The 18,768-nt window shown below is 33.8% G+C and carries 22 protein-coding genes and 1 pseudogene; 4 read left to right on the forward strand and 19 right to left on the reverse strand.

Annotated features, from left to right (window positions below):
- Position 1: 1 nt before the first annotated feature.
- Genes TYM08_RS14360 through TYM08_RS14435 form a run of 16 tightly spaced genes read right to left on the reverse strand, consistent with a single transcriptional unit; the run spans position 2 to position 10,957 of the window.
- Entirely contained in the window at positions 2 to 568 is a 567-nt protein-coding gene (locus TYM08_RS14360) for a hypothetical protein (RefSeq protein WP_422379838.1), read from the reverse strand.
- Positions 565 to 1,017, reverse strand: a complete 453-nt coding sequence (locus TYM08_RS14365; protein ID WP_422379839.1) for a hypothetical protein — start codon at positions 1,015 to 1,017, stop codon at positions 565 to 567. Before TYM08_RS14365 ends, TYM08_RS14360 begins: the two co-directional genes overlap by 4 nt.
- Position 1,018: 1 nt before the next feature.
- A complete protein-coding gene (locus TYM08_RS14370; RefSeq protein ID WP_422379840.1) occupies positions 1,019 to 2,326 on the reverse strand; it encodes a FliI/YscN family ATPase in 1,308 nt (435 codons plus the stop codon).
- Positions 2,316 to 2,996 (reverse strand): FliH/SctL family protein, encoded by a 681-nt coding sequence (locus TYM08_RS14375; protein WP_422379841.1) that lies wholly within the window; start codon positions 2,994 to 2,996, stop codon positions 2,316 to 2,318. Before TYM08_RS14375 ends, TYM08_RS14370 begins: the two co-directional genes overlap by 11 nt.
- Entirely contained in the window at positions 2,989 to 3,402 is a 414-nt protein-coding gene (locus TYM08_RS14380) for a hypothetical protein (protein WP_422379842.1), read from the reverse strand. Before TYM08_RS14380 ends, TYM08_RS14375 begins: the two co-directional genes overlap by 8 nt.
- Entirely contained in the window at positions 3,387 to 4,706 is a 1,320-nt protein-coding gene (fliF, locus tag TYM08_RS14385) for a flagellar basal-body MS-ring/collar protein FliF (RefSeq protein WP_422379843.1), read from the reverse strand. The genes TYM08_RS14380 and fliF overlap by 16 nt, the downstream gene beginning before the upstream one ends.
- Before the next feature lie 49 nt (positions 4,707 to 4,755).
- Positions 4,756 to 5,043, reverse strand: a complete 288-nt coding sequence (gene fliE / locus TYM08_RS14390) for a flagellar hook-basal body complex protein FliE (protein WP_422379844.1) — start codon at positions 5,041 to 5,043, stop codon at positions 4,756 to 4,758.
- On the reverse strand, positions 5,040 to 5,435 hold the full coding sequence (locus tag TYM08_RS14395; protein ID WP_422379845.1) for a flagellar basal body rod protein FlgC: 396 nt from the start codon (positions 5,433 to 5,435) through the stop codon (positions 5,040 to 5,042). The genes fliE and TYM08_RS14395 overlap by 4 nt, the downstream gene beginning before the upstream one ends.
- Positions 5,435 to 5,788: a hypothetical protein gene (locus tag TYM08_RS14400; RefSeq protein WP_422379846.1), complete on the reverse strand. Its 354-nt coding sequence runs from the start codon at positions 5,786 to 5,788 to the stop codon at positions 5,435 to 5,437. Before TYM08_RS14400 ends, TYM08_RS14395 begins: the two co-directional genes overlap by 1 nt.
- A 10-nt stretch (positions 5,789 to 5,798) precedes the next feature.
- The gene (gene flgI / locus TYM08_RS14405) at positions 5,799 to 6,890 is read right to left on the reverse strand and encodes a flagellar basal body P-ring protein FlgI (protein WP_422379847.1); all 1,092 of its coding nucleotides are present in this window, start codon (positions 6,888 to 6,890) and stop codon (positions 5,799 to 5,801) included.
- Complete coding sequence (locus TYM08_RS14410; protein ID WP_422379848.1) at positions 6,887 to 7,450, reverse strand: flagellar basal body L-ring protein FlgH; 564 nt, start codon at positions 7,448 to 7,450, stop codon at positions 6,887 to 6,889. Before TYM08_RS14410 ends, flgI begins: the two co-directional genes overlap by 4 nt.
- Positions 7,447 to 8,289: a flagella basal body P-ring formation protein FlgA gene (locus TYM08_RS14415; protein WP_422379849.1), complete on the reverse strand. Its 843-nt coding sequence runs from the start codon at positions 8,287 to 8,289 to the stop codon at positions 7,447 to 7,449. Before TYM08_RS14415 ends, TYM08_RS14410 begins: the two co-directional genes overlap by 4 nt.
- Positions 8,252 to 8,974, reverse strand: a complete 723-nt coding sequence (locus TYM08_RS14420) for a flagellar hook-basal body protein (RefSeq protein ID WP_422379850.1) — start codon at positions 8,972 to 8,974, stop codon at positions 8,252 to 8,254. Before TYM08_RS14420 ends, TYM08_RS14415 begins: the two co-directional genes overlap by 38 nt.
- On the reverse strand, positions 8,974 to 9,585 hold the full coding sequence (locus TYM08_RS14425) for a flagellar basal body rod C-terminal domain-containing protein (RefSeq protein ID WP_422379851.1): 612 nt from the start codon (positions 9,583 to 9,585) through the stop codon (positions 8,974 to 8,976). The genes TYM08_RS14420 and TYM08_RS14425 overlap by 1 nt, the downstream gene beginning before the upstream one ends.
- Complete coding sequence (locus TYM08_RS14430; protein WP_422379852.1) at positions 9,582 to 10,187, reverse strand: hypothetical protein; 606 nt, start codon at positions 10,185 to 10,187, stop codon at positions 9,582 to 9,584. The genes TYM08_RS14425 and TYM08_RS14430 overlap by 4 nt, the downstream gene beginning before the upstream one ends.
- A 2-nt stretch (positions 10,188 to 10,189) precedes the next feature.
- Positions 10,190 to 10,957 carry a hypothetical protein gene (locus tag TYM08_RS14435; protein WP_422379853.1) on the reverse strand — a complete coding sequence of 256 codons (768 nt, stop codon included), beginning with the start codon at positions 10,955 to 10,957 and terminating at the stop codon, positions 10,190 to 10,192.
- A 289-nt stretch (positions 10,958 to 11,246) separates the two neighbouring features.
- Between TYM08_RS14435 and TYM08_RS14440 the strand changes: the two genes are divergently transcribed.
- Positions 11,247 to 12,980, forward strand: coding sequence for a hypothetical protein (locus TYM08_RS14440; RefSeq protein WP_422379854.1), 1,734 nt, complete (start codon positions 11,247 to 11,249; stop codon positions 12,978 to 12,980).
- Between the two features lie 129 nt (positions 12,981 to 13,109).
- On the opposite strand, the pseudogene TYM08_RS14445 reads toward TYM08_RS14440, so the two are convergent.
- Positions 13,110 to 14,077: pseudogene (locus TYM08_RS14445) on the reverse strand (IS110 family transposase).
- Positions 14,078 to 14,369: 292 nt separating this feature from the next.
- Positions 14,370 to 15,290, reverse strand: coding sequence for a transposase (locus TYM08_RS14450; protein ID WP_422379855.1), 921 nt, complete (start codon positions 15,288 to 15,290; stop codon positions 14,370 to 14,372).
- 401 nt (positions 15,291 to 15,691) lie between these two features.
- Here TYM08_RS14450 and tnpA point away from each other — a divergent pair, with 401 nt between their 5' ends.
- Genes tnpA through tnpC form a run of 3 tightly spaced genes read left to right on the forward strand, consistent with a single transcriptional unit; the run spans position 15,692 to position 17,902 of the window.
- Positions 15,692 to 16,012 (forward strand): IS66 family insertion sequence element accessory protein TnpA, encoded by a 321-nt coding sequence (gene tnpA / locus TYM08_RS14455; RefSeq protein WP_422379856.1) that lies wholly within the window; start codon positions 15,692 to 15,694, stop codon positions 16,010 to 16,012.
- Positions 16,009 to 16,362, forward strand: coding sequence for an IS66 family insertion sequence element accessory protein TnpB (gene tnpB / locus TYM08_RS14460; protein ID WP_422379857.1), 354 nt, complete (start codon positions 16,009 to 16,011; stop codon positions 16,360 to 16,362). The genes tnpA and tnpB overlap by 4 nt, the downstream gene beginning before the upstream one ends.
- 25 nt (positions 16,363 to 16,387) lie before the next feature.
- A complete protein-coding gene (gene tnpC / locus TYM08_RS14465; RefSeq protein WP_422379858.1) occupies positions 16,388 to 17,902 on the forward strand; it encodes an IS66 family transposase in 1,515 nt (504 codons plus the stop codon).
- Between the two features lie 19 nt (positions 17,903 to 17,921).
- Here tnpC and TYM08_RS14470 read toward each other — a convergent pair whose 3' ends face one another.
- Entirely contained in the window at positions 17,922 to 18,713 is a 792-nt protein-coding gene (locus TYM08_RS14470) for a transposase (protein WP_422379859.1), read from the reverse strand.
- Positions 18,714 to 18,768 lie beyond the last annotated feature (55 nt).

The raw sequence follows: 18,768 nt of genomic DNA on the forward strand, positions 1-18,768 counted from the left end.
ATTATTTCTCCTGCACCTGATTCCCAGATACCACTAATTTTGATAATTTAATTCCAAACTCTTTGAAAATATTAAAAATACTATTCCCATCTTTTTGAATTAATTCATACTTTTTTTTGGTTAGAAAAAGCTTATTTTCTTTTTTAACAAAAAGAAAAGACCTAAGCACATCTTGATTTATTTCAGCCACAGGGACAGCACTTCTAGAAGAAGCATCCATTTTATTAATATTTGATTCAACGTTTTTTGTTTGCATGCTTTGAACAGGGGTACTTTTCACATCAATATTTACAATCTGTTTTGAATAAATACGATCACCAGAAATATTCATTGTTATATTAGAAACAGGTTGAATATTAGATTGATGTAGCGATTTGAATTGCAAAACATCTAATTTTTCATTCGCCACTAAATTATAAACGTCAGAATTTTCTAAAAGATTTTTTTCTTCCAACGTCTCATGTTCGACATCCGCATTTAATAAAGTCTCAAAGGTTTTATCTTGTTCACGTTTAAAAATACTATCATTTAAACTCTGTTTTTCAGTGATCAAAGTTTGAATATTCATATTTGGCCTACTAATTCACGGGAAATTGCTTGATCATTAACAATTTGATCAACGATTTTGTTTTGTTTCTTTTCTTTCAATTTAATTATAGATTTTGTTAAACTTTTTTGAGCATTTTCAAGTACATTTAACTCTACAATTTGTGTATCTTTACCTAACTCTTGCTTTACAATTTCTTTTTGTAGCAGTTCAATATGAAAATCTAATTTTTTAACATGCGCATCTATTAAATTTATTTGTTGAGTGACCATTTGAATAAGATTAAAATCCATACTTTGAGACTGATATAATTCATCACATTTTTGGGTATATTGGTTTAGTTTCTGATTAGCTTCATATTTTTCTGTTTCAATTGTTATTTTTTTAGCAACATACAGATCAATTTTTTTTTCGATTTCAATTAACTTTTGCTTCACTTCTAATTGTGAAAGTTCGATTACACTTTGCATCCTAACGCCCCACCAAACTGGTTAATTGAGATAAATTCACTTTTTTTTCATTTTGATACAAAAGTTTAATAATTTGTTTTTCTAATTTAATATCATTATCAAGTTGATTATTACTGCCCGTTTTATATATACCTAATTCAATGGCTTGACGATTTTCTTCAACATTTGAAAGTATATTAAGTACTTTTGTCACTACTATGTTTTCTGCCTGAGTATAAATTTTTGAAGCCAAGCGAGAACGGCTTTCTAAAATATCGATTGAAGGGTACAACCTTTTATTTGCCAATCGACGGGTTAATACAATATGCCCATCTAATGTTGCGCGCATTGTATCAGAAACCGGCTCATCAAAATCTTCGCCTTCAACTAATACAGAGTATATTCCTGTAATACTGCCTGAGTTTTTCTTTTTTCCTGCGCGCTCAAATAATTTAGGAATTTCTGTAAATACTGACGCAGTGTAACCACGGGTGGCAGGTGGCTCCCCTGAGTTAATATTTTTTTCTCTTAATGCCATCGCATATCGAGTCATGGAATCGACAAACAATCCTACTTTTTTATTTTTATCACGATAATATTCAGCAATTCGAGTGGCAGTTAAACAAGCATACACACGTTGAAGTGCAGGAGCATCACTGGTCGCAGCGACTACAATCGTATTTTTAATATTCCCGTTTTTTGTCAGTTGCTCATAAAACTCACTTACTTCACGTCCCCGCTCACCCACTAATGCAACCACGTTTATATCCGTTTGCATATTATTAATTAATTCAAGCATTAACGTGGATTTACCCACACCGCTGCCTGCAAATATACCAATACGCTGACCTTCTGCAATGGGTAATAGACAATCAAAAATTGGAATGTGGGTTTTGATCGGTTCAATTTTAGTGCAACGCTCCAAGGGGGAAATAGCACTGGATTTAGCTTCAATCATTTGTGACTGTGATTTATTTTTTAATTCAGTTTGCACGCGCCCTAAACCATCAAGCATTGAACCTAATAAATGATCACCAATTTCAAAAGATAATTTTCGACCCGTGCCAATCACTTCACTGCCTACTCGAATGCCTTCAATATCATCATAAGGCATTAGTACCACATTACCCTCTTTGATACCTATAACTTCAGCAAAAACTGGCGTTGAATCTAAGCCACAATATATTTCACAACATTCACCTAAAAAAACATCTGGACCTTTAGCCAAAATAGTATTACCAAAAAATTGCTGTATACGACCTATCTTACGGATGGTCTCGCATTTTTTGATGGATTGTCGCAAAGGTTCAAATATTGATTCAGCCAGCATGAGTGTCTCGAATAATAGGAGAACGAGCGTCATTTAAGCTTTGATGAATGGCTTCTAATTGTGCCTCTATTCGACCATCAAAAATAGCGTGATCCAATTCTATAATACATCCACCTAGTTTTACCGAATCGTCAGCAATTAATTTAAAATTAGCAATGGCTGGTAATCTTGATTGATAACGCTCAATTAAAAGTAATTCTTGAGGAGCAACTTTAATGATTATATTTTTTTGCGGACCGATTTTTTCAATTACTTTTTGAACAATAGCAAAAGGCACTTCTCGTTTAGTTAGTAACGAGCCTAAAATTTTACTAATCGCAACAAAGATAATATCGTGGACATGCTTACTTAATTCGTAAGTTAATTCACCCTGATAGGATGTCACTATTTGATTGATCGAAGCAATTTCAGTTGTAAATTCAGCTCTTATATCATGAATTTTACTTTCAACTTCTTGTTTTGTTTTTTGTTCCACTTGTTGATCAAAATTTGAAAATGTTTCAATTGTTTCTTTCAGAGTATTATTTTGACTGTGCAATAACTGATTTTCTTTTTTAACTTCAATCAACTGTTGTTTGAGCAATGCCAATTCTTGACAAACTTCATCATATTGTGTGGCCTCAATTAATCCAGACTTAGTCGGCAATGTCACTTTATCCATATTATCCATGCCAACTTTCCTTTATTGACTGCCATGCAGTACTAGGCATATTCGATTTTAGCACTTCCATTTGCAGTAACTCTTTTTCCAAAGAAGTCGCAAATAAATATTGATAATCCGAACAGGTTTCAACCAAATTAAAAACATTCTTTTCTCTATCTTCATCTTTTGAAGATTTAATTGTCATAAATTCAGTATTTAAGTTTTGTACCTGAATTATAAAAGCATCAGTACTAATAATTTGAACAGCTGTATGAATTTCAGCTAAATCTAAACAATTGGAATCATTAATATCATCTAATACTTCAACATGTAGGCTATCCAGTCTTACTAAATTAGGGCGCACTTTAGCTAAGTTTAAAAATTGTTTTAAAAATACTAAAGGGTTATCAATTGAATCTATTTGTTTTGCCATTTTTCAACCAATGCTGTTATTTGATCAGAATTAACATCTTCATTTTTAGATTGGTTAGTTTTTGTCAATCTAACAATCAAAATAATAATAAAACCAAATAGAATAATATAACCGGCCCACCAATATGTACTTAACCAAGTATTATTAATGTTCGCAGTTTGATGACTTTCGTTAATATCAGATGTATTTTCCATTGATGTTGATTCAGTAGTTTCAATGTCATAGACCGGCTCTTGTAATTTAACTTGAGTAAAACGACTTTTTGCTGCAAAAATAAACAATGAATCGCCACGTTGTTTATCTAAACCAATTGCAGATCTGACCAAATAATTCAACTGATCAATTTCTTGTTCTTTTAAATCTTCATCAATATAAATCGAAACATCCATTTTAGAAATATTATCTGCCAATTCTTCAACTCGGCTAATCAATTGATGATTAAACGCCCATTTTTCTTCTGTGGTAGATGTTGTATTACCACTTTGTTCAGATGTTTGTGATGTGGTTTTTGACAGTAATGCACCTTGTTGATTATTTACTGGTAACCAATTTTCCTCTTTAATTTCACTACGAGAATAATCATAACTGATTGTTGCAATCACTTTTATATTTTGTTCAGGCAAATAGCCTGACAAAATAGTGTGTACTTTTTTCTCTAAAGCTTCTTGAGCCTGATTGCCGTTTGAGCTTTGTCTACCGGTTAGTTCTACGCCATTATGATCAAAAACAGAAACATTCTCAGATGAAATCTCTGGAACTGAATTAGCAACCAACTGTTTAATCCCAGCGATCTGGTTGGTTGTTAAAAATTTATCAATGACTGTCCACATGGTGATTGCTGCAGAAGATGGCGTGCTCTCTTGAAATAACACTTGTCTTTGTATGGCCAAATGTACTCTTGCTTTTTGAACTTCAGGCATTGCCATTAAAGTGTTAGCAATCTCACCTTCTAAAGCACGTCGGTAATTGACCTGTTGAGCAAAATCCGTAATACCAAAATCTGATTCATCAAATAATTCATAGCCTTTTTGACGTTCTTCGACAACACCATTATCAAATAGCAATCCAGATACTTTTTGCGCGTCAGATTTAGCGACTTTAATTGTTTGAGTCTCTGGATCAATTTTGTAATTAATTTGATTGTGATCTAAGGTGTTTGTTGCTCTTGCCAAAGCAGCATCATCTAAATTACTAGCAACATTTTGATAGCCTTCTTTTGATGTCACCATGTAGATAACTATTATTGCAATGACCAAGATCACACCTGCAAAAACAGAGAACAACTTTACATTTTGCGAATTCATTTTAATCTCTTTTAGTTTTAATTTTTCTGCCAAAACACAATGATATTTTTTATAACTGCATTCTTAGTAATTCTTGATAACCTTCCAATAGTTTATTTCTCACTTCAACCATTAGCTCTAACTGCATACGACTACTTTGTATATCCATCATCACTTTATGGACACTGATATCGTCACCTTTAGCTAATTTTTCAAATGATGATTGCGCAACATTCACATCTTGATTAACTTTTGATAACCATTGGCCAAAGTCATCTTGAATCGATGATGTTTGAGTTTGAGTTAAACTTGAGCCTGCTACTTCTAAAGTATTAATTGAATTTATCGCATCAATCATTTACCTATCTCCAATGCAAAACCTGCCATATCTAGCGAAGCTTTATAACTTTTAACATTCGCTTCATATGCGCGACTTACCTTTAATAAATCAACCATTTCTGTCGCCAAATCTACATTTGCCAACTCAATCATCCCTTCACTGTTAGCCAGTGGATGATTAGGATCGTATTTTAATTTTTGATCATTATACCGGTTCACAACGGATACCACTTGATCTAAAGTCGATGCCGAGTCCAGTGCTTGAATGAATGAAACCGATTGAGCCTGATAGCCGTCACCCACTTTGGATGAACTATTTGCCATGGCAATATTCGTATTAATCAAATCCATTCTTTGTTGTTCTAATTGCATACCCAATCGAGAAATAGCAAGTAAATCAAAATCAGACATTAACGACCTCCTTTAATTGCAATTTGGTACAAACTCAACATTTGTCCCGTTGATTGAGATACTGCTTTATAACGCATTAAAATTTCAGAAGTTTCGGCCATCAAATCTGCAAGGTTTTCTTTGTCAGTGGATTGATTAACAAATTTTTTATTTTGTAAAAATTGTTCTGCTGATTCAACACCTTGAGAATGCAAAATGGAATTGGCTTGATCTAACACTGAAATAAAATCTATCGACTGGGTCTTAGCATTGGGATTGTTAATATTTGCAATATTGACTGCATTTAACTGATGTTGCAAAATCGTTGTATCTAAACTGATTTGCCCCACATTTAATATATTTTCGATCGACATAGTTTTTACCTTATTGAACCACTAATTCAGCATGCAAAGCGCCACTTTCTTTTAAAGCTTGCAACACGGAAATAATATCTCGACTTGAAAGTTTTACTTGGCTTAGCGCCACAATCAAATCTTCAATTTTTACAGAATCATCAAAACTGATGACATTGGTTGTTTCTTCATAGTCTAATGAGCTTCGCATAGTGGTGTCTCTGCTATAACCACTTAAATCATCTTCTTTATGCTCATAGGTTGAAATAGACGATCCGATTTGAATTTTCAATGCACCATGACTCAAAACGATTGGACTCACACGAACATTGGCTCCAGAAATGACCGTGCCTGTTTTTTCATTAATGACGACTTTACTAACAAAATCAGGCTCGATACTTAACGCTTGAATTTTCGATATGGTTTCAAAAATAGAATTACTTTTAAACTGCAAATTTATTTTGCTTGGGTTAATTATGCTAGCAGTCACATCAGAAGAAAGTTCGCTATTGATCTTTTTTTCAATTCTGATTGCGGTTGTAATATCGGCACTATTAAGTAATAAATGGGTTTGATGGTTTTCAAATAATGCACTTTCAATTTCAACTTCAACAATTGCGCCATTTGAAATGATGGCAGAGGTAGTATGATTTTTAGACACACTGACATTTTGATTGCCTTGTTGAAATCCTCCGACAGATAAAGCACCTTGAGCTAATGCATATATTTTTTGATCCGCGCCTTTAAGTTCAGTCAACAATAAACTTCCACCTGCCAAGCTTCTCGCATCGCCTATGGAAGTCACTGTAATATCTAATTTATCACCAGGTTGCGCAAAAGGAGGTATGATAGCTTGAATACTGACAGCCGCTACATTTCGACTTCTGATGTCCGTACTTGATACATTCACGCCAAATCGTTTAAGCATATTAGATACAGATTGCAACGTAATTCTATTGCCTGCGGAATCACCTGTTCCTGATAAACCGGTAACAATACCATTACCAACTAACATGTTATCTCTACTGCCTTCAATACGTGATATATCTTTAACACGTACGTCAACTGCAAAAGTTGACTGAGTCATCATGATCATTATTAAAAACAAATTAAGCTTTTTCAAAATATAAAATTCCAAAATTTTGTAAATAAACCCGGCTTCTCAGCTGAAGACAAATCCCCTTCACCTATAAATTCAATTTCAGCATTTGAAATGCGAGTTGAAGCTATGCTGTTATCTGAAGCGATATCTTCAGGTCTTACCGTGCCTTTAATTTTTATGTTGCGTGATTCATTATTTAAATGCAGTAACTGTTGCCCTTCAATATTAAAATCGCCATTAGAATTGATACCGATAATATTAACGGAAATACTTGCAACAATTTCTTCATTTCGAACGGTTGATCCACCACCATCAAATTTTCCGCTGATGCCAAAATCGCCACCCAGTTCAGAACCATCATCTTTGTACTTTAGGCCCAAAGAATTCGAAACTTCTGTTTTCGAACCTGCTTGAGAAGTAGCAGAGGATGATTCATAAATCATGACCGTAACAATATCACCAATTGCAAAACTCTGATGTTCCGACAACAAGGGTGTATAGGTGTCAGGGTCATATAAACTTTTACTTTGTACGTTAAAACATACAGAGCTTATTACCAATAAAAGAGCAATCGCTCTCATGATCCACCTCTAATTTCTACTTTATTTTGAGCAACAATTGTTGCTTGTATTTTTTGTTCATTATACTCAACGTAAATCGTCTCGTTTAAATTACCACTTTCAAGGGCGATGGCTTTAACAGTTAAGATCACGGCCCCTGCTATTGAAATCAACTCCACTTCATCACGCTTCCACACCATCATGGGAGATTTTATATCGCGCTCAGTAATGATTTGCCCTTTGCTTATGTAACCATTTGCTCGGCTATCCGGGGTAATGTTCAAAACAATCACATCGGAAGTCTGTTCTAAACTTTGATAAGCATTGGCTAAAATATTCGTCCCTGAAGCAATATCGTTTTTTGCTCGCCACACTAAAACGTCATGTTTTAATTCAAATTGATATTTTAGATGTTGAACTTGATCCAACCCATTTAATAAAAGTACATCGCAACGAGCATTTTTTTGATTAATTACAACACTCACACTTTGAATTTCACCAATAAATGTATCAGCTATTAGTTCATTTAATACCCAATTTCCATCATTGATAGCAGGTAAAGCATCTAAACATTGTTGTTTAATCAATTGTTTAACATTTTCTGAGTTAAACCCCTTGAAACTGATATATTCTGAATCCGAATCAATTTCTGGAATGCCCACTCTTTTTAATTTTTTATTAATCAACTCTCTTTTTATTTTGATCGTTTGATCCACAACCGGAGCAATAAACAAACGATGTTCAGGAACTTTTTCAAACCCAAAAGTTGAAGGGGTTATCCACGGACCTTCGACCAAAATTATTTCGCTATGGGCGTATAAATTAACGCTTAAGGTTATTAATAATGCCCAGAATTTCATCTGAAACCTGTAAAATTTTTGAGTTCATTTGATACGAATGTTGAGCCAGCATCATTTCACCCATTTCACTAATAATATCGACATTAGATGCTTCAAGAGAACCTTGAACAATCAAACTATCATTTGTAATTTCAGGATCACCTGATTGTTGCGTGGTATTATAAAAACCGCCGCTATTTAACTCTAAACCTTGTGGGTTTGAAAAAGACAAAATATTAATTTCGCCAATTTCTTTTAACACATTACTGCCAGGATACGTTGCTTTTACAGTGCCATCTGAATCAACCATTACACTGGTAGCATTTTCTGGCACACGAACATTGGTTGTTAAAAAATAGCCTTCTTGGGTTTTTAAATAGCCAAATTCATCAGTCACAAAACGTCCCAATCTTGTATACAAACGTTCGCCTTGAGCATTTTCGACTTCAAAAAACCCATCGCCTCTAATAGCAAAATCCAACGGCAACCCGGTTTGTTTTAAAGGACCTTCAGAAAAATCTAAATATTGATGACTACTGACACCCAATAATTGATTGGACGAATCAGTATTCACTAATTGTGAAAATTCCATACTGCTTTTTTTGTAAGCATTAGTATTTAAATTCGCCATATTATTTGAGATTTGATCAATCACTTTTTGTTGAGACTGAATCCCAGATTCTGCAATGGTAATTGCGTCTATCACTATAGACCTCCTAGTTGATCAAACGCAGATTGCGTCATTTTAGATTGTGTTTTAATCACCGTTTGGTAACTTTCTGTTGAGCGGGATACTTTAATTAACTCGATCATTTCCGCAGCAGGATCGATATTAGATTGTTCAATAAACCCTTGTAACACTTGTGTTTGGGTGTCCGTTAATTGAATTTTATCAATGAATGCATCACCCTGAAAAATACTGCCATCAGCTTTTACTGTCCAAGGCTCAGTAGCGTCAATTGAAATTACACCCGCTTGGCCTAACAAAAAATGACCATCACTTGTTTTTAACTGAGAGTTGATCACTTCAATACGAACCTGTCTTACAAATTGTTCGATGCCTTGTTGATTTTGCACGACAAATTGACCCAAGCCATTTAATGCTAATTGACCTTGATCCGATGTCGGCTTAAGCGCACCCTGACTATGATCAACAGCTGTTTGCATAATAATTTCGCCATCAACATAAGTCTCAAATGTTTTTTCAGACTTTGCACCAGGGCTAGATAAATTTGCCATATTTGCAGCTAAATCATTAAGCTGTTCTGTACGCCTTAGCAGTGCTTGCTCTACAGGACTAATTAACAATTCGCTCATAACTCTACCATTGAAGTGAGATAACGACTTTTGAATACTGGCAATACATCTGGAATCAACCAATGTTTGTAAATAACTGGGATTGAAATGGATTGATCTAAAATTTCAAATTGCTCACACAAATTCTTGTTATTAAGAGCATAACAACTCAATAATCGCTGTCCAGAAATCACCACTGGCTTGTATTGACAAATTTGAACATCACAATCTTCCAGTTCAAACCACTTAGCTTGATCAACACTTAAGGACCATTCAAATAGATCATTCTTTTGCAGGTACTTATTGGCCTGATTTGCAGAAATTGTTTTAATATTTGGCAAAATCAATACATCTTTTTGGGTTAAACCCAAATACAGAACATCAAGCGTTGCTAATTGTTGATGCAATGAGTTTGGAATCAACAAAGTATCACTTTTAATTTGTACATCTAAATTGTTTTGACCAATTTGAAATTGATACTGACCTGCTTCTAAATCAATACCTTGTTTAAATGCAGGACCAATATTTAGAATTCGGACTTTTTGATCGCTTAAAACATGCACTGCATGTGCAATTGCAAAATTACAATAAAACAAAAATAGCAGTACTACTGAAAATTTCATATTTAAAAACGATATGAAATTTCTGAAGTTATTTCTCGTTTTCCTTCATAATCATGAGCATATACAGAGCTACCAAACTGCAACATAATGCTCTCACTGATTTGATAAGCAATAGACATATCAATTGAGATTAATGGATCACCAGCTTCTGCATCCAGCTCAGCAAAATCAATCATTTTTTGGGAGTCAATAATATTTATAACTGGTGATATTCCAAATGTTAACTTACCACCCGCCATTTCAGAATCGCTGGTATCAAGTGAGATTGTCATAGGAAATGCAAAGTAGGTTACTGTCCCAGACAAGAACTTATTCGCTTCATTACGGTAATTAATTTGTTTAATGCCCATTAAACCTTGAACCCTACATTGAGCCCAAAAGTCAGCATCATCAAAATTACACATTTTCTTTTTGCGAATTGATTCAGTAGAAGTTGTGGATTTTTTATCTAAAAATTGAATTTGAAAATTTAAATCACCATCATCAATATCAGCCACTGCTGTTTGGATGAAATTTTTATAATTTTGAGGTTCACCATCTACAAGAATATTTCCGATGAAACGAGCAGGTAGTAATTTTGAATCACTTAAAGGAATATGCAATTCGAAGGGCGCTAAACGAACTTTACCAAAACCAGAGGCATCGTTATAACTGACATACCCCCAACTCCATAATTTATTGTCATCTGACAACTGTGGTTCAACCAAATACGTTTTTGCGAATGAAAAACTACTAGAAAGTGCCAATACGGCTAAAACAAGGAACTTCATACTTCTATCCTAATGCGAGTATCTATCTGAATTTTCAAAAGCGGCTAATTGTTGCCGCTTAATTTTGGTGCATAATACCAAACACCGAAGGCATAACAAATGTATTTTTAATTCTTTTTTCAATCTAACGCCATTCAAGCCACAAGTTACGAAGTAAATGAATGCTTATCCTTCTTACTGAATTGCCAACCAATGCAGTATTAACCATATCAAAATGCATTCATTTACTGCTTCATTATTTCATTTATTGTAATATACCCTTATACAATTAATCCCAACAGGTCTGAAAATGAAACAACTAATACTGGCTTTATTGACTTTTATTTTAATAGGATGTACAGAACAACAATACCCTCACCCCCCTCAAGAACAAAGCAATTTAACAACCTCAACTAATAAAGATAATATCCCAGCAAATGATACAGATACTTTCACTGAAACTAACAACGGTAATGAATTTAATGAGGAATTGCTATTTATCGATTTAAAAAATCCAAACTTTGATACTACTAAACAAATCAGCTCCCTATTAGAAGAACCTGTATCAAGTAATCAATTATCAGGAATTATTTCAAAACATACTGAACGATGGAATAGAACCTTTATATTTCATGTAAATATACTTCGTGAAGAAATTCTTGATAACAGCTCGATTATAAGTGAAGAATCGACCTTTGATAGTGATTTAATTGAAACTAGCTCCATTATCAGAAACTGCGAAGATGGTGGCACAGTCACTATTAAAATTATCGAGAATACCTACCTCGAAATGATAACGCATAATTGTATGATTGATGGCAGAGAACATTTTATTGAACTAGTAGAATACCCATCTGACAAAACAATTATGAATTTTGAATTTATAAATTCAAAAGACCTTCTTGTAAAAGGAAGATATGTACAAATTTTTCACGAAGGGTATTATGGTTTTTCTCCACACACTTATGAAATTTTTGTAGATATTGAAAGTAGAGGAAGCTTTTTTGCAACTGGTGAAGGAACTGATGATATAAATTTTTCATATTTCGGTGCAATGGATACTTATGGTTATCAACATTATAGAGATACACCTAATTCAATTATACCATGTCAAATCGAAGAAATAATTGTAACTACGACTATTGACGAATATAAAGAATCCCTTAGATCTACAGATAATACATGCAGAAACGAAGAAAATTTTATTGAGCTCCCTTGGAAATCACCTGGTGAAACAATAATATATGAATTAACCGTTGACCCTAAGGATGATTTAGGTACAAGAATGACTGAAATTGCATTTTTAGTAAGAGATGCGAAAGTTAAAGGAGGTAATGAATTATTGCTAGTTATTGCTGATAGTAATAATGAATTAGAAAGAATAAGCTTTAACCCTTCAAGACTTCAAAAATTTGAATATAGTCATACAGCTTTAGAATATACTTATTCAAACCAAAACTTTAATACTGAAAAATATTATTTGTATTTGAATAACTTTCAAAGTAATTGGAATTCTGAAATGTCACAGTCCATTTTAGTTGATTACGAATCTGATTTTAATGACAGAATTACATTTAAAAAAATTGGTTACATCAAAAATGGAGAGTTCATTACCCCTATATCCAATCAGAGATACACTTCTAAGAATGAAGAAAATTATTCTGAAACTTTTATTGTTACTGAAGAGGGGTATTATTTTATTGAGTTAGATGACATTTATGATACTAACAAAATAGATGAAGAGTATTATTTAAATGATGCATTTGGTTTCAGAAACTACAAAGCTCAATTTTTTCTCTATAAAGATGAAAAAAAAATTTATCCAATAAGTAATTGGATTACTGCTTCAACTTCACCTATTGAAGCTATCTCGTTTAATGGGCGTATTTTTGCTTATTATTTTTTAGAACTAGGAACTTATGATATCAAATATAATTTTGAATCTTTTCCTAGTGCCGATACAACAGGGAAAAAAGAAATTTTAGATTATTCAATAATCATTGATAAGATTGAATTTGGTACTCACAGCATCATTTATGACTAATTATAAATTCGTACTACTCAACTATAGACAATAGATATTTATACAATACATTAGTTCTTTATGAAGAATAATACGGTTTTATTTCAGACCAACCGGCTTAAGTGTAAAAATTTTATGCTTAAGTTGCCTTTACAACAAATAGTATTTTATAAATGATTCAAACTTAATCGGGTTGTAATCCGTTTTATTTTTAAGAACGGACCAAGCCACGCGCGCAATTTTATTAGCTAATGCGACAGCCACTTTATTGTGAGGCTTCTTTTCTAATAGCGATTGAATCCATAAACTGATTCGATCCGTTTTGTTGGCGCAATATCGGATGACAGCTTTTGCACCTAATATTAGATTTTTCCTCAGCGTACTATTGCCACGCTTACTAATCCCAAGCATTTTCTCTTGATCGCCACTTGAATGTTGCTTTGGCGTTAATCCTAAATAGGCTGAAAATTGAATAATCTATTATATTCGTCATTATTTTTCATTAAAGCTCGTGATTGCTTTTCTATAGATTTTATCTTTTTATCAAAATTAATTAAATCTTCATAAAGCTCATTTAAAAAACGCCTAGACACTATAGTTAATTCATTGTCAGCATCTTCTAAAATGTAAGGAATTTCATTTCTTAATTTAATGACTGTTTTATCAAATATAATGCCGTATTCAGACATTAATCCTCTTATTTGATTAGTTAATGCAGTGCGTTGCTTAATTAACCTGTCTCTGATTTTAAATAAGCATTGCCCATCTTGTTGTTCGATGGTTTTAACGGGTACAAATTTGATGTTTGGCCTCATTGAAGCTTCGGCAATGGCGAGTGCATCGTTATGATCGTTTTTATTGCCGTTTAGAAATGGCTTAACTAAGCGAGGAGGTATTTAATCAACTTGAAATCCAAGTTTGATAAATTCACGACCCCAATAATTAGAGCTGTAACAAGACTCCATAACAATACGCTTGGAATCAGATTGCATAACGGTCTCGATCAGTTTTTTTCGCGTGACTTTTTTATTGCTAATTACTTTATTATGTTCAATAAGAATGCAAACTTGAAAAACGTTTTTTGCTAAATCGAGACTGATTAGTTTATGATTACTCATAGATGGATGCCTCTGGTTTTATAATTTTTGGTTGAAGATTAATTATACTATTTACGCATTATGACGCATACCTTGGGTGTCCATCTCATCACACTCATCACACTGACTTAAAAATTCACGCTATTGGCAAATCACATCCTCAATATTAATTCTGAGTTTTCAATAAATTCAACTTATTTATGGATAAGATATTTGATATTCTGAAACCAACGTAAGTTTGCTGTTTTTAAGACACGCGAATTTACTAATTAAACGAATTAGTATTTTGAGATTAAAACAGGAATATTTTTATCTATTTTGTGGATTTACTAAAATAATACAAACAACTCGATACATTCAATGCGCGTTCACGCCCAAAGTTTTTTACAGTATCTATTATAGATAAAGATTCACCCACAATACCTTTAAAACTAGATTCAAAGCTCGATGTGATATGCATCCATTTAACTGGATCTATATTTAACCTTGTCATCAACTCAGGAATATCGGAATCAATTTTACCTAATTTTCCTTTTCGTGATTGTCGACCTGTCCATTCCACCAATTCAATATAAGTGGTTAATCGGCAAGGAATCCCTTTTGGCATATCTTTTCTAGCCCAGCCTGCAAAATTCATTAAACTATCAACCTGTTCTTTTTGATTATTAGGTTTATCGCTTTTTAAAGATTGTTCGATGCGTTTTTTAATACTGGTATGCGCCGATTTCTCCGGTGTTTTTGCCATTTTAGCTCTCACCGGATTTAAATCCACATAAGCCATGCAGGCCAATAATGCTTTTTCATCAAGTAATGCTTGAGACTTAAAACGCCCCTCCCAAAATTTACCTGTGCAATTGTCTTCTTGATTAGCAATGCGCGCTAACGGCTCATTAATACATTTCATGAACCAACCCAAATCCATTAAACGGCTACGATATTCATCGGCACGCTCTTTTACTAAATCTATTTCAATTTCTGATAAAAGCTCACCTTTAACGTATTTTTGAGTTAACACTGTGCCTTTGTAAACCTTATGCCAGCGTTCGATTACCTGAAGATCGCTCAGGTTTTTAGAAGCATCAAGATCTACAAACACAACTAAATGGAAATGATTTGACATAATCGCATAGGATGCTATTTTTATATTAAAGATCGTTGGTAATTCTACTAAACGATTTTCAATCCATTCTTGTCTGTGTGAATAATCCTTTTTAGTGACTGAATCTTTACCCAAGATAAAGCATCGCCTGCAACAACGACTTACCAAATGATAGTATGGTGTAGCTTCAATAGATACGAGTTTCTTTCTGGCAATTGGCATTATTCACCTTCTTAAAAATATTCATTTTTTGAATTAATCAATCTTTTTTAAAGAATAGTTTAAGACGGTGATTTCGCTCTCCTAGTTTTGTGACGTTTTGTTGCTTATTCAGTGTGTCTTGATAGGTTTTTTTTGATAGGTTTTTCTGTGTGTCTATGTAGTTATTTTGTTGCTTAGGTTGTGTGTCTATGTAGTTACTTTCTGTCTATCTTACCTCGTTTATTCGCTTTAATGTAAACGCTGAACGAACCACATTCTAGAAAACCACCAACTCACTGTTTAAACTAGCCTCTTTTTTAAATGAGGTATCGAACATGAGCACTAAAAAATATAACTGGGATGAAATTATCTCAAATTTCCAACAAAGCAAATTATCACAAGCTGAATTTTGTCGACAAAATCAACTAAATGCAAAATATCTCAATCTCCAGCTAAGTAAACGAAATTTTACAAAATCTAAAAACACTCAATCTGACGCCACTCATAAAAAATCAGTATTTGTGAAAGCCATTCAATCCAATCCCCAGGCAGCTTCCAGCTCATTAATCATCATCGAATTGAATCATATCAAAATTAAAATCCAGCAGAACGATCCAATTTGGTTGGCTGATTTTTGTAAGGCGCTTAGCTTATGAAATCTCATTTTGATTTTGAACACATCTATTTGCACCGTGATCCTGTCGATTTTCGCAAAGCTATTAATGGACTATCGATGATAGTCACTGATGAACTCGAACAATCTTGCTTTCAAAATGCACTGTTCATTTTTTGTAATAAACATCGTGACAGGCTTAAAATTCTGTATTGGGATCAAACTGGTTTTTGTCTTTGGCATAAACGTTTAGAAGAAGATAAATTCAAATGGCCAAAAAAACATAGCCAAAATTGCATTGAATTTACAACTGAACAACTAGATTGGTTATTGCGTGGTTTAGATGTATCTAAGCTCATTCCACATTCGAATAAAATTTATGATGATTTATAAGGAATAGATCATTAAAATATAACGCATGAAAACGATGCCAGAATTTGAAAGCGAAATAAAAGAACTCAAGGAAAGAATTGAATCTAAAGACGAGCGCATTCGTAAATTAGAAAATTTAGTCGAGCAATTTAAACATCTAAAATTTGGCACTTCCAGCGAAAAAACAACGTCTGAACAAGCTAATTTATTTGATGAAGCGGAATTAGAATTCGACGATCAAATTGAATTAATCGAGCAAGATGAAGCAGAAATTGAAGTGCCGGCTCATAAACGCAAAAAGAAAAAGCGTCCAGCCATTCCTGAAGATGCACCCGTTGAAGATATCATTTACGATTTAACCGATGAAGAAAAAATCTGTTCGATTGATGGTACTCAATTAGTGAAAATGGGTGAGGAAACACACAAGCAAGTTAAAATCATTCCTCAGCAAATCAAAGTGATTCGTCATGTGCGCTTTAAATATACTTGTCCTTGTTGTGCAAAATCAGAAAAAAAGACATTTAAAACCGCACCAAAACCTGCATTACCTATCGAAAAAAGCATCGCGACACCCAGTTTACTGTCATATATCATCACCAACAAATATTGTGATGGCATGCCACTTTATAGACAGGTAGAAACATTTAAGCGATACGGGTTTGAATTTGATCGAACCAGTTTTGCTAATTGGATGATTAAATGTGGTGATTTAGTACAAGTTTTAATCAAGTTGATTCAAGAAAAAATTATTGATCAGTCGGTCGTGCATATCGACGAAACACCTGTGCAAGTTTTAAAAGAGCCCGATAAAACAGCGCAATCGCAAAGTTATATGTGGGTGATGAGTACGCCAGAATATTGCGAACAAAAAGCAGTGATATACAACTATACAGCAAGAAGAAGTGCGCAACACGCTATTGATATGTTGGATGGTTTTCATGGTGCATTAATGGCGGATGGGTATCCTGGATATAATAAAGTGGCCCGAGAATTGAATTTAAAATTACTGGCTTGCTGGGTACATGCGAGACGATATTTTAAAAAAGCACAATTAGATAAAAGCTATATAAAAGGAAAAGTGAATAAGGCCGACATGGCACTTAATTATATCGCCAAACTTTATGCGATTGAAAAAAGAATTAAGAATATGTCGGTACAAGAAAAATATGAAGTAAGACAGTCTGAAAGTAAAAAAATATTGGACGCATTTAAAAAGTGGTTAGATAAGCAAAATGAAACACCTAAGTCAGATTTGGGCAGAGCCATTAATTACACGCGTAATCAATGGGATGGATTAGTTAAATATATCGAAAGTGGCGAATATCCAATTGATAATAATTTGGCCGAAAATGCAGTTCGCCCATTTGTGATTGGTCGCAAGAATTGGTTGTTTTCAGACACACAAAAAGGAGCGACGGCTAGTGCAAATTTGTATAGTTTGATTGAAACTGCGAAAGCCAATGGATTAAATACGTTTGAATATTTGGAAAAAGTGTTAACGGATTTGCCTAATGCTAAAACAGTGGAAGAGATCGAAGCACTTTTGCCTTGGAATATCTAGGACGTACTTCGTTCTGCGCTTACGCTTTAATTTGCCTTCCTGTCCACTCAACTAATTCAAGATACGCAATCAATCGACATGGAATACCTTTTGGCATATCTTTTTTGGGCCTACCTGCAAAGTTCATCAACCCTTTTGCTTGATTGGTTAAAGCATTTGGATCACTTACTTCACTTGCTTTTTTACAACGTTTTTTGATGGAAGTATGTGCTGAGGTTTCTAATTGTCGGTGCATTTTTGCACGAATAGGATTTAAATCTACATAAGCCATACAACTTAATACCGCCTTCTCATCGAGCAGTGCTTGTGATTTATATCTGCTCTCCCAAAATCGACCTTTACAGCCATCTTCACTGTTGGCCTGCCTTGCAATTGGCTCATTTATATTTCGCATCAACCAGCCAATTTCAAATAATCGCTTTCGCCAAATCTCAGCCTTAATCGCAACGGCGTCTAATTCAACTTCACTTAATGGCTCACCTTTAATGAATTTATTAGTTAAAAGTGTGCCTTTATAAAGACGATGCCAGCGAGTAATTACTTCAAGTACATCCCAGTTTTCAGCTTGTGCTTTATCGATTGCCAATACGATATGATAATGATTACTCATAACCGCATAAGCTGCGATATCAATTGCAAAAATGTCGGCTAAAAACATAATTCGATCTTCAATCCATTGGCGTCGGTGATCATAGTTTTTATTGGTTTTAGGATCATTGCCAATTAACCAGCCAGAGCGGACGACACGGCAATAACAGTGGTAGAAGTTGGTGGCTTCTAAACAAACTTGAGTGCTTCTGGCTTTAGTCATTTCGTTACCTTTAATTAATTGGTTATTAAAGATAACGATAGACCGAGTTACGTGG

Source organism: Marinicellulosiphila megalodicopiae (assembly GCF_045862395.1).
GTDB lineage: Bacteria > Pseudomonadota > Gammaproteobacteria > Pseudomonadales > Natronospirillaceae > Marinicellulosiphila > Marinicellulosiphila megalodicopiae.

Bases quoted from the DNA above. Each gene is read 5' to 3' on its own strand.
- TYM08_RS14410 (WP_422379848.1), bottom strand. From the start codon at position 7,450: ATGAGAGCGATTGCTCTTTTATTGGTAATAAGCTCTGTATGTTTTAAC.
- tnpC (WP_422379858.1), top strand. From the start codon at position 16,388: ATGAAAACGATGCCAGAATTTGAAAGCGAAATAAAAGAACTCAAGGAA.
- fliF (WP_422379843.1), bottom strand. From the start codon at position 4,706: ATGAATTCGCAAAATGTAAAGTTGTTCTCTGTTTTTGCAGGTGTGATC.
- TYM08_RS14470 (WP_422379859.1), bottom strand. From the start codon at position 18,713: ATGACTAAAGCCAGAAGCACTCAAGTTTGTTTAGAAGCCACCAACTTC.
- TYM08_RS14395 (WP_422379845.1), bottom strand. From the start codon at position 5,435: ATGTCTGATTTTGATTTACTTGCTATTTCTCGATTGGGTATGCAATTA.
- TYM08_RS14415 (WP_422379849.1), bottom strand. From the start codon at position 8,289: ATGAAATTCTGGGCATTATTAATAACCTTAAGCGTTAATTTATACGCC.
- tnpA (WP_422379856.1), top strand. From the start codon at position 15,692: ATGAGCACTAAAAAATATAACTGGGATGAAATTATCTCAAATTTCCAA.
- TYM08_RS14360 (WP_422379838.1), bottom strand. From the start codon at position 568: ATGAATATTCAAACTTTGATCACTGAAAAACAGAGTTTAAATGATAGT.
- TYM08_RS14375 (WP_422379841.1), bottom strand. From the start codon at position 2,996: ATGGATAATATGGATAAAGTGACATTGCCGACTAAGTCTGGATTAATT.
- fliE (WP_422379844.1), bottom strand. From the start codon at position 5,043: ATGATTGATGCGATAAATTCAATTAATACTTTAGAAGTAGCAGGCTCA.
- TYM08_RS14425 (WP_422379851.1), bottom strand. From the start codon at position 9,585: ATGAGCGAATTGTTAATTAGTCCTGTAGAGCAAGCACTGCTAAGGCGT.
- TYM08_RS14440 (WP_422379854.1), top strand. From the start codon at position 11,247: ATGAAACAACTAATACTGGCTTTATTGACTTTTATTTTAATAGGATGT.
- TYM08_RS14400 (WP_422379846.1), bottom strand. From the start codon at position 5,788: ATGTCGATCGAAAATATATTAAATGTGGGGCAAATCAGTTTAGATACA.
- TYM08_RS14430 (WP_422379852.1), bottom strand. From the start codon at position 10,187: ATGAAATTTTCAGTAGTACTGCTATTTTTGTTTTATTGTAATTTTGCA.
- TYM08_RS14435 (WP_422379853.1), bottom strand. From the start codon at position 10,957: ATGAAGTTCCTTGTTTTAGCCGTATTGGCACTTTCTAGTAGTTTTTCA.
- TYM08_RS14380 (WP_422379842.1), bottom strand. From the start codon at position 3,402: ATGGCAAAACAAATAGATTCAATTGATAACCCTTTAGTATTTTTAAAA.
- tnpB (WP_422379857.1), top strand. From the start codon at position 16,009: ATGAAATCTCATTTTGATTTTGAACACATCTATTTGCACCGTGATCCT.
- TYM08_RS14365 (WP_422379839.1), bottom strand. From the start codon at position 1,017: ATGCAAAGTGTAATCGAACTTTCACAATTAGAAGTGAAGCAAAAGTTA.
- TYM08_RS14370 (WP_422379840.1), bottom strand. From the start codon at position 2,326: ATGCTGGCTGAATCAATATTTGAACCTTTGCGACAATCCATCAAAAAA.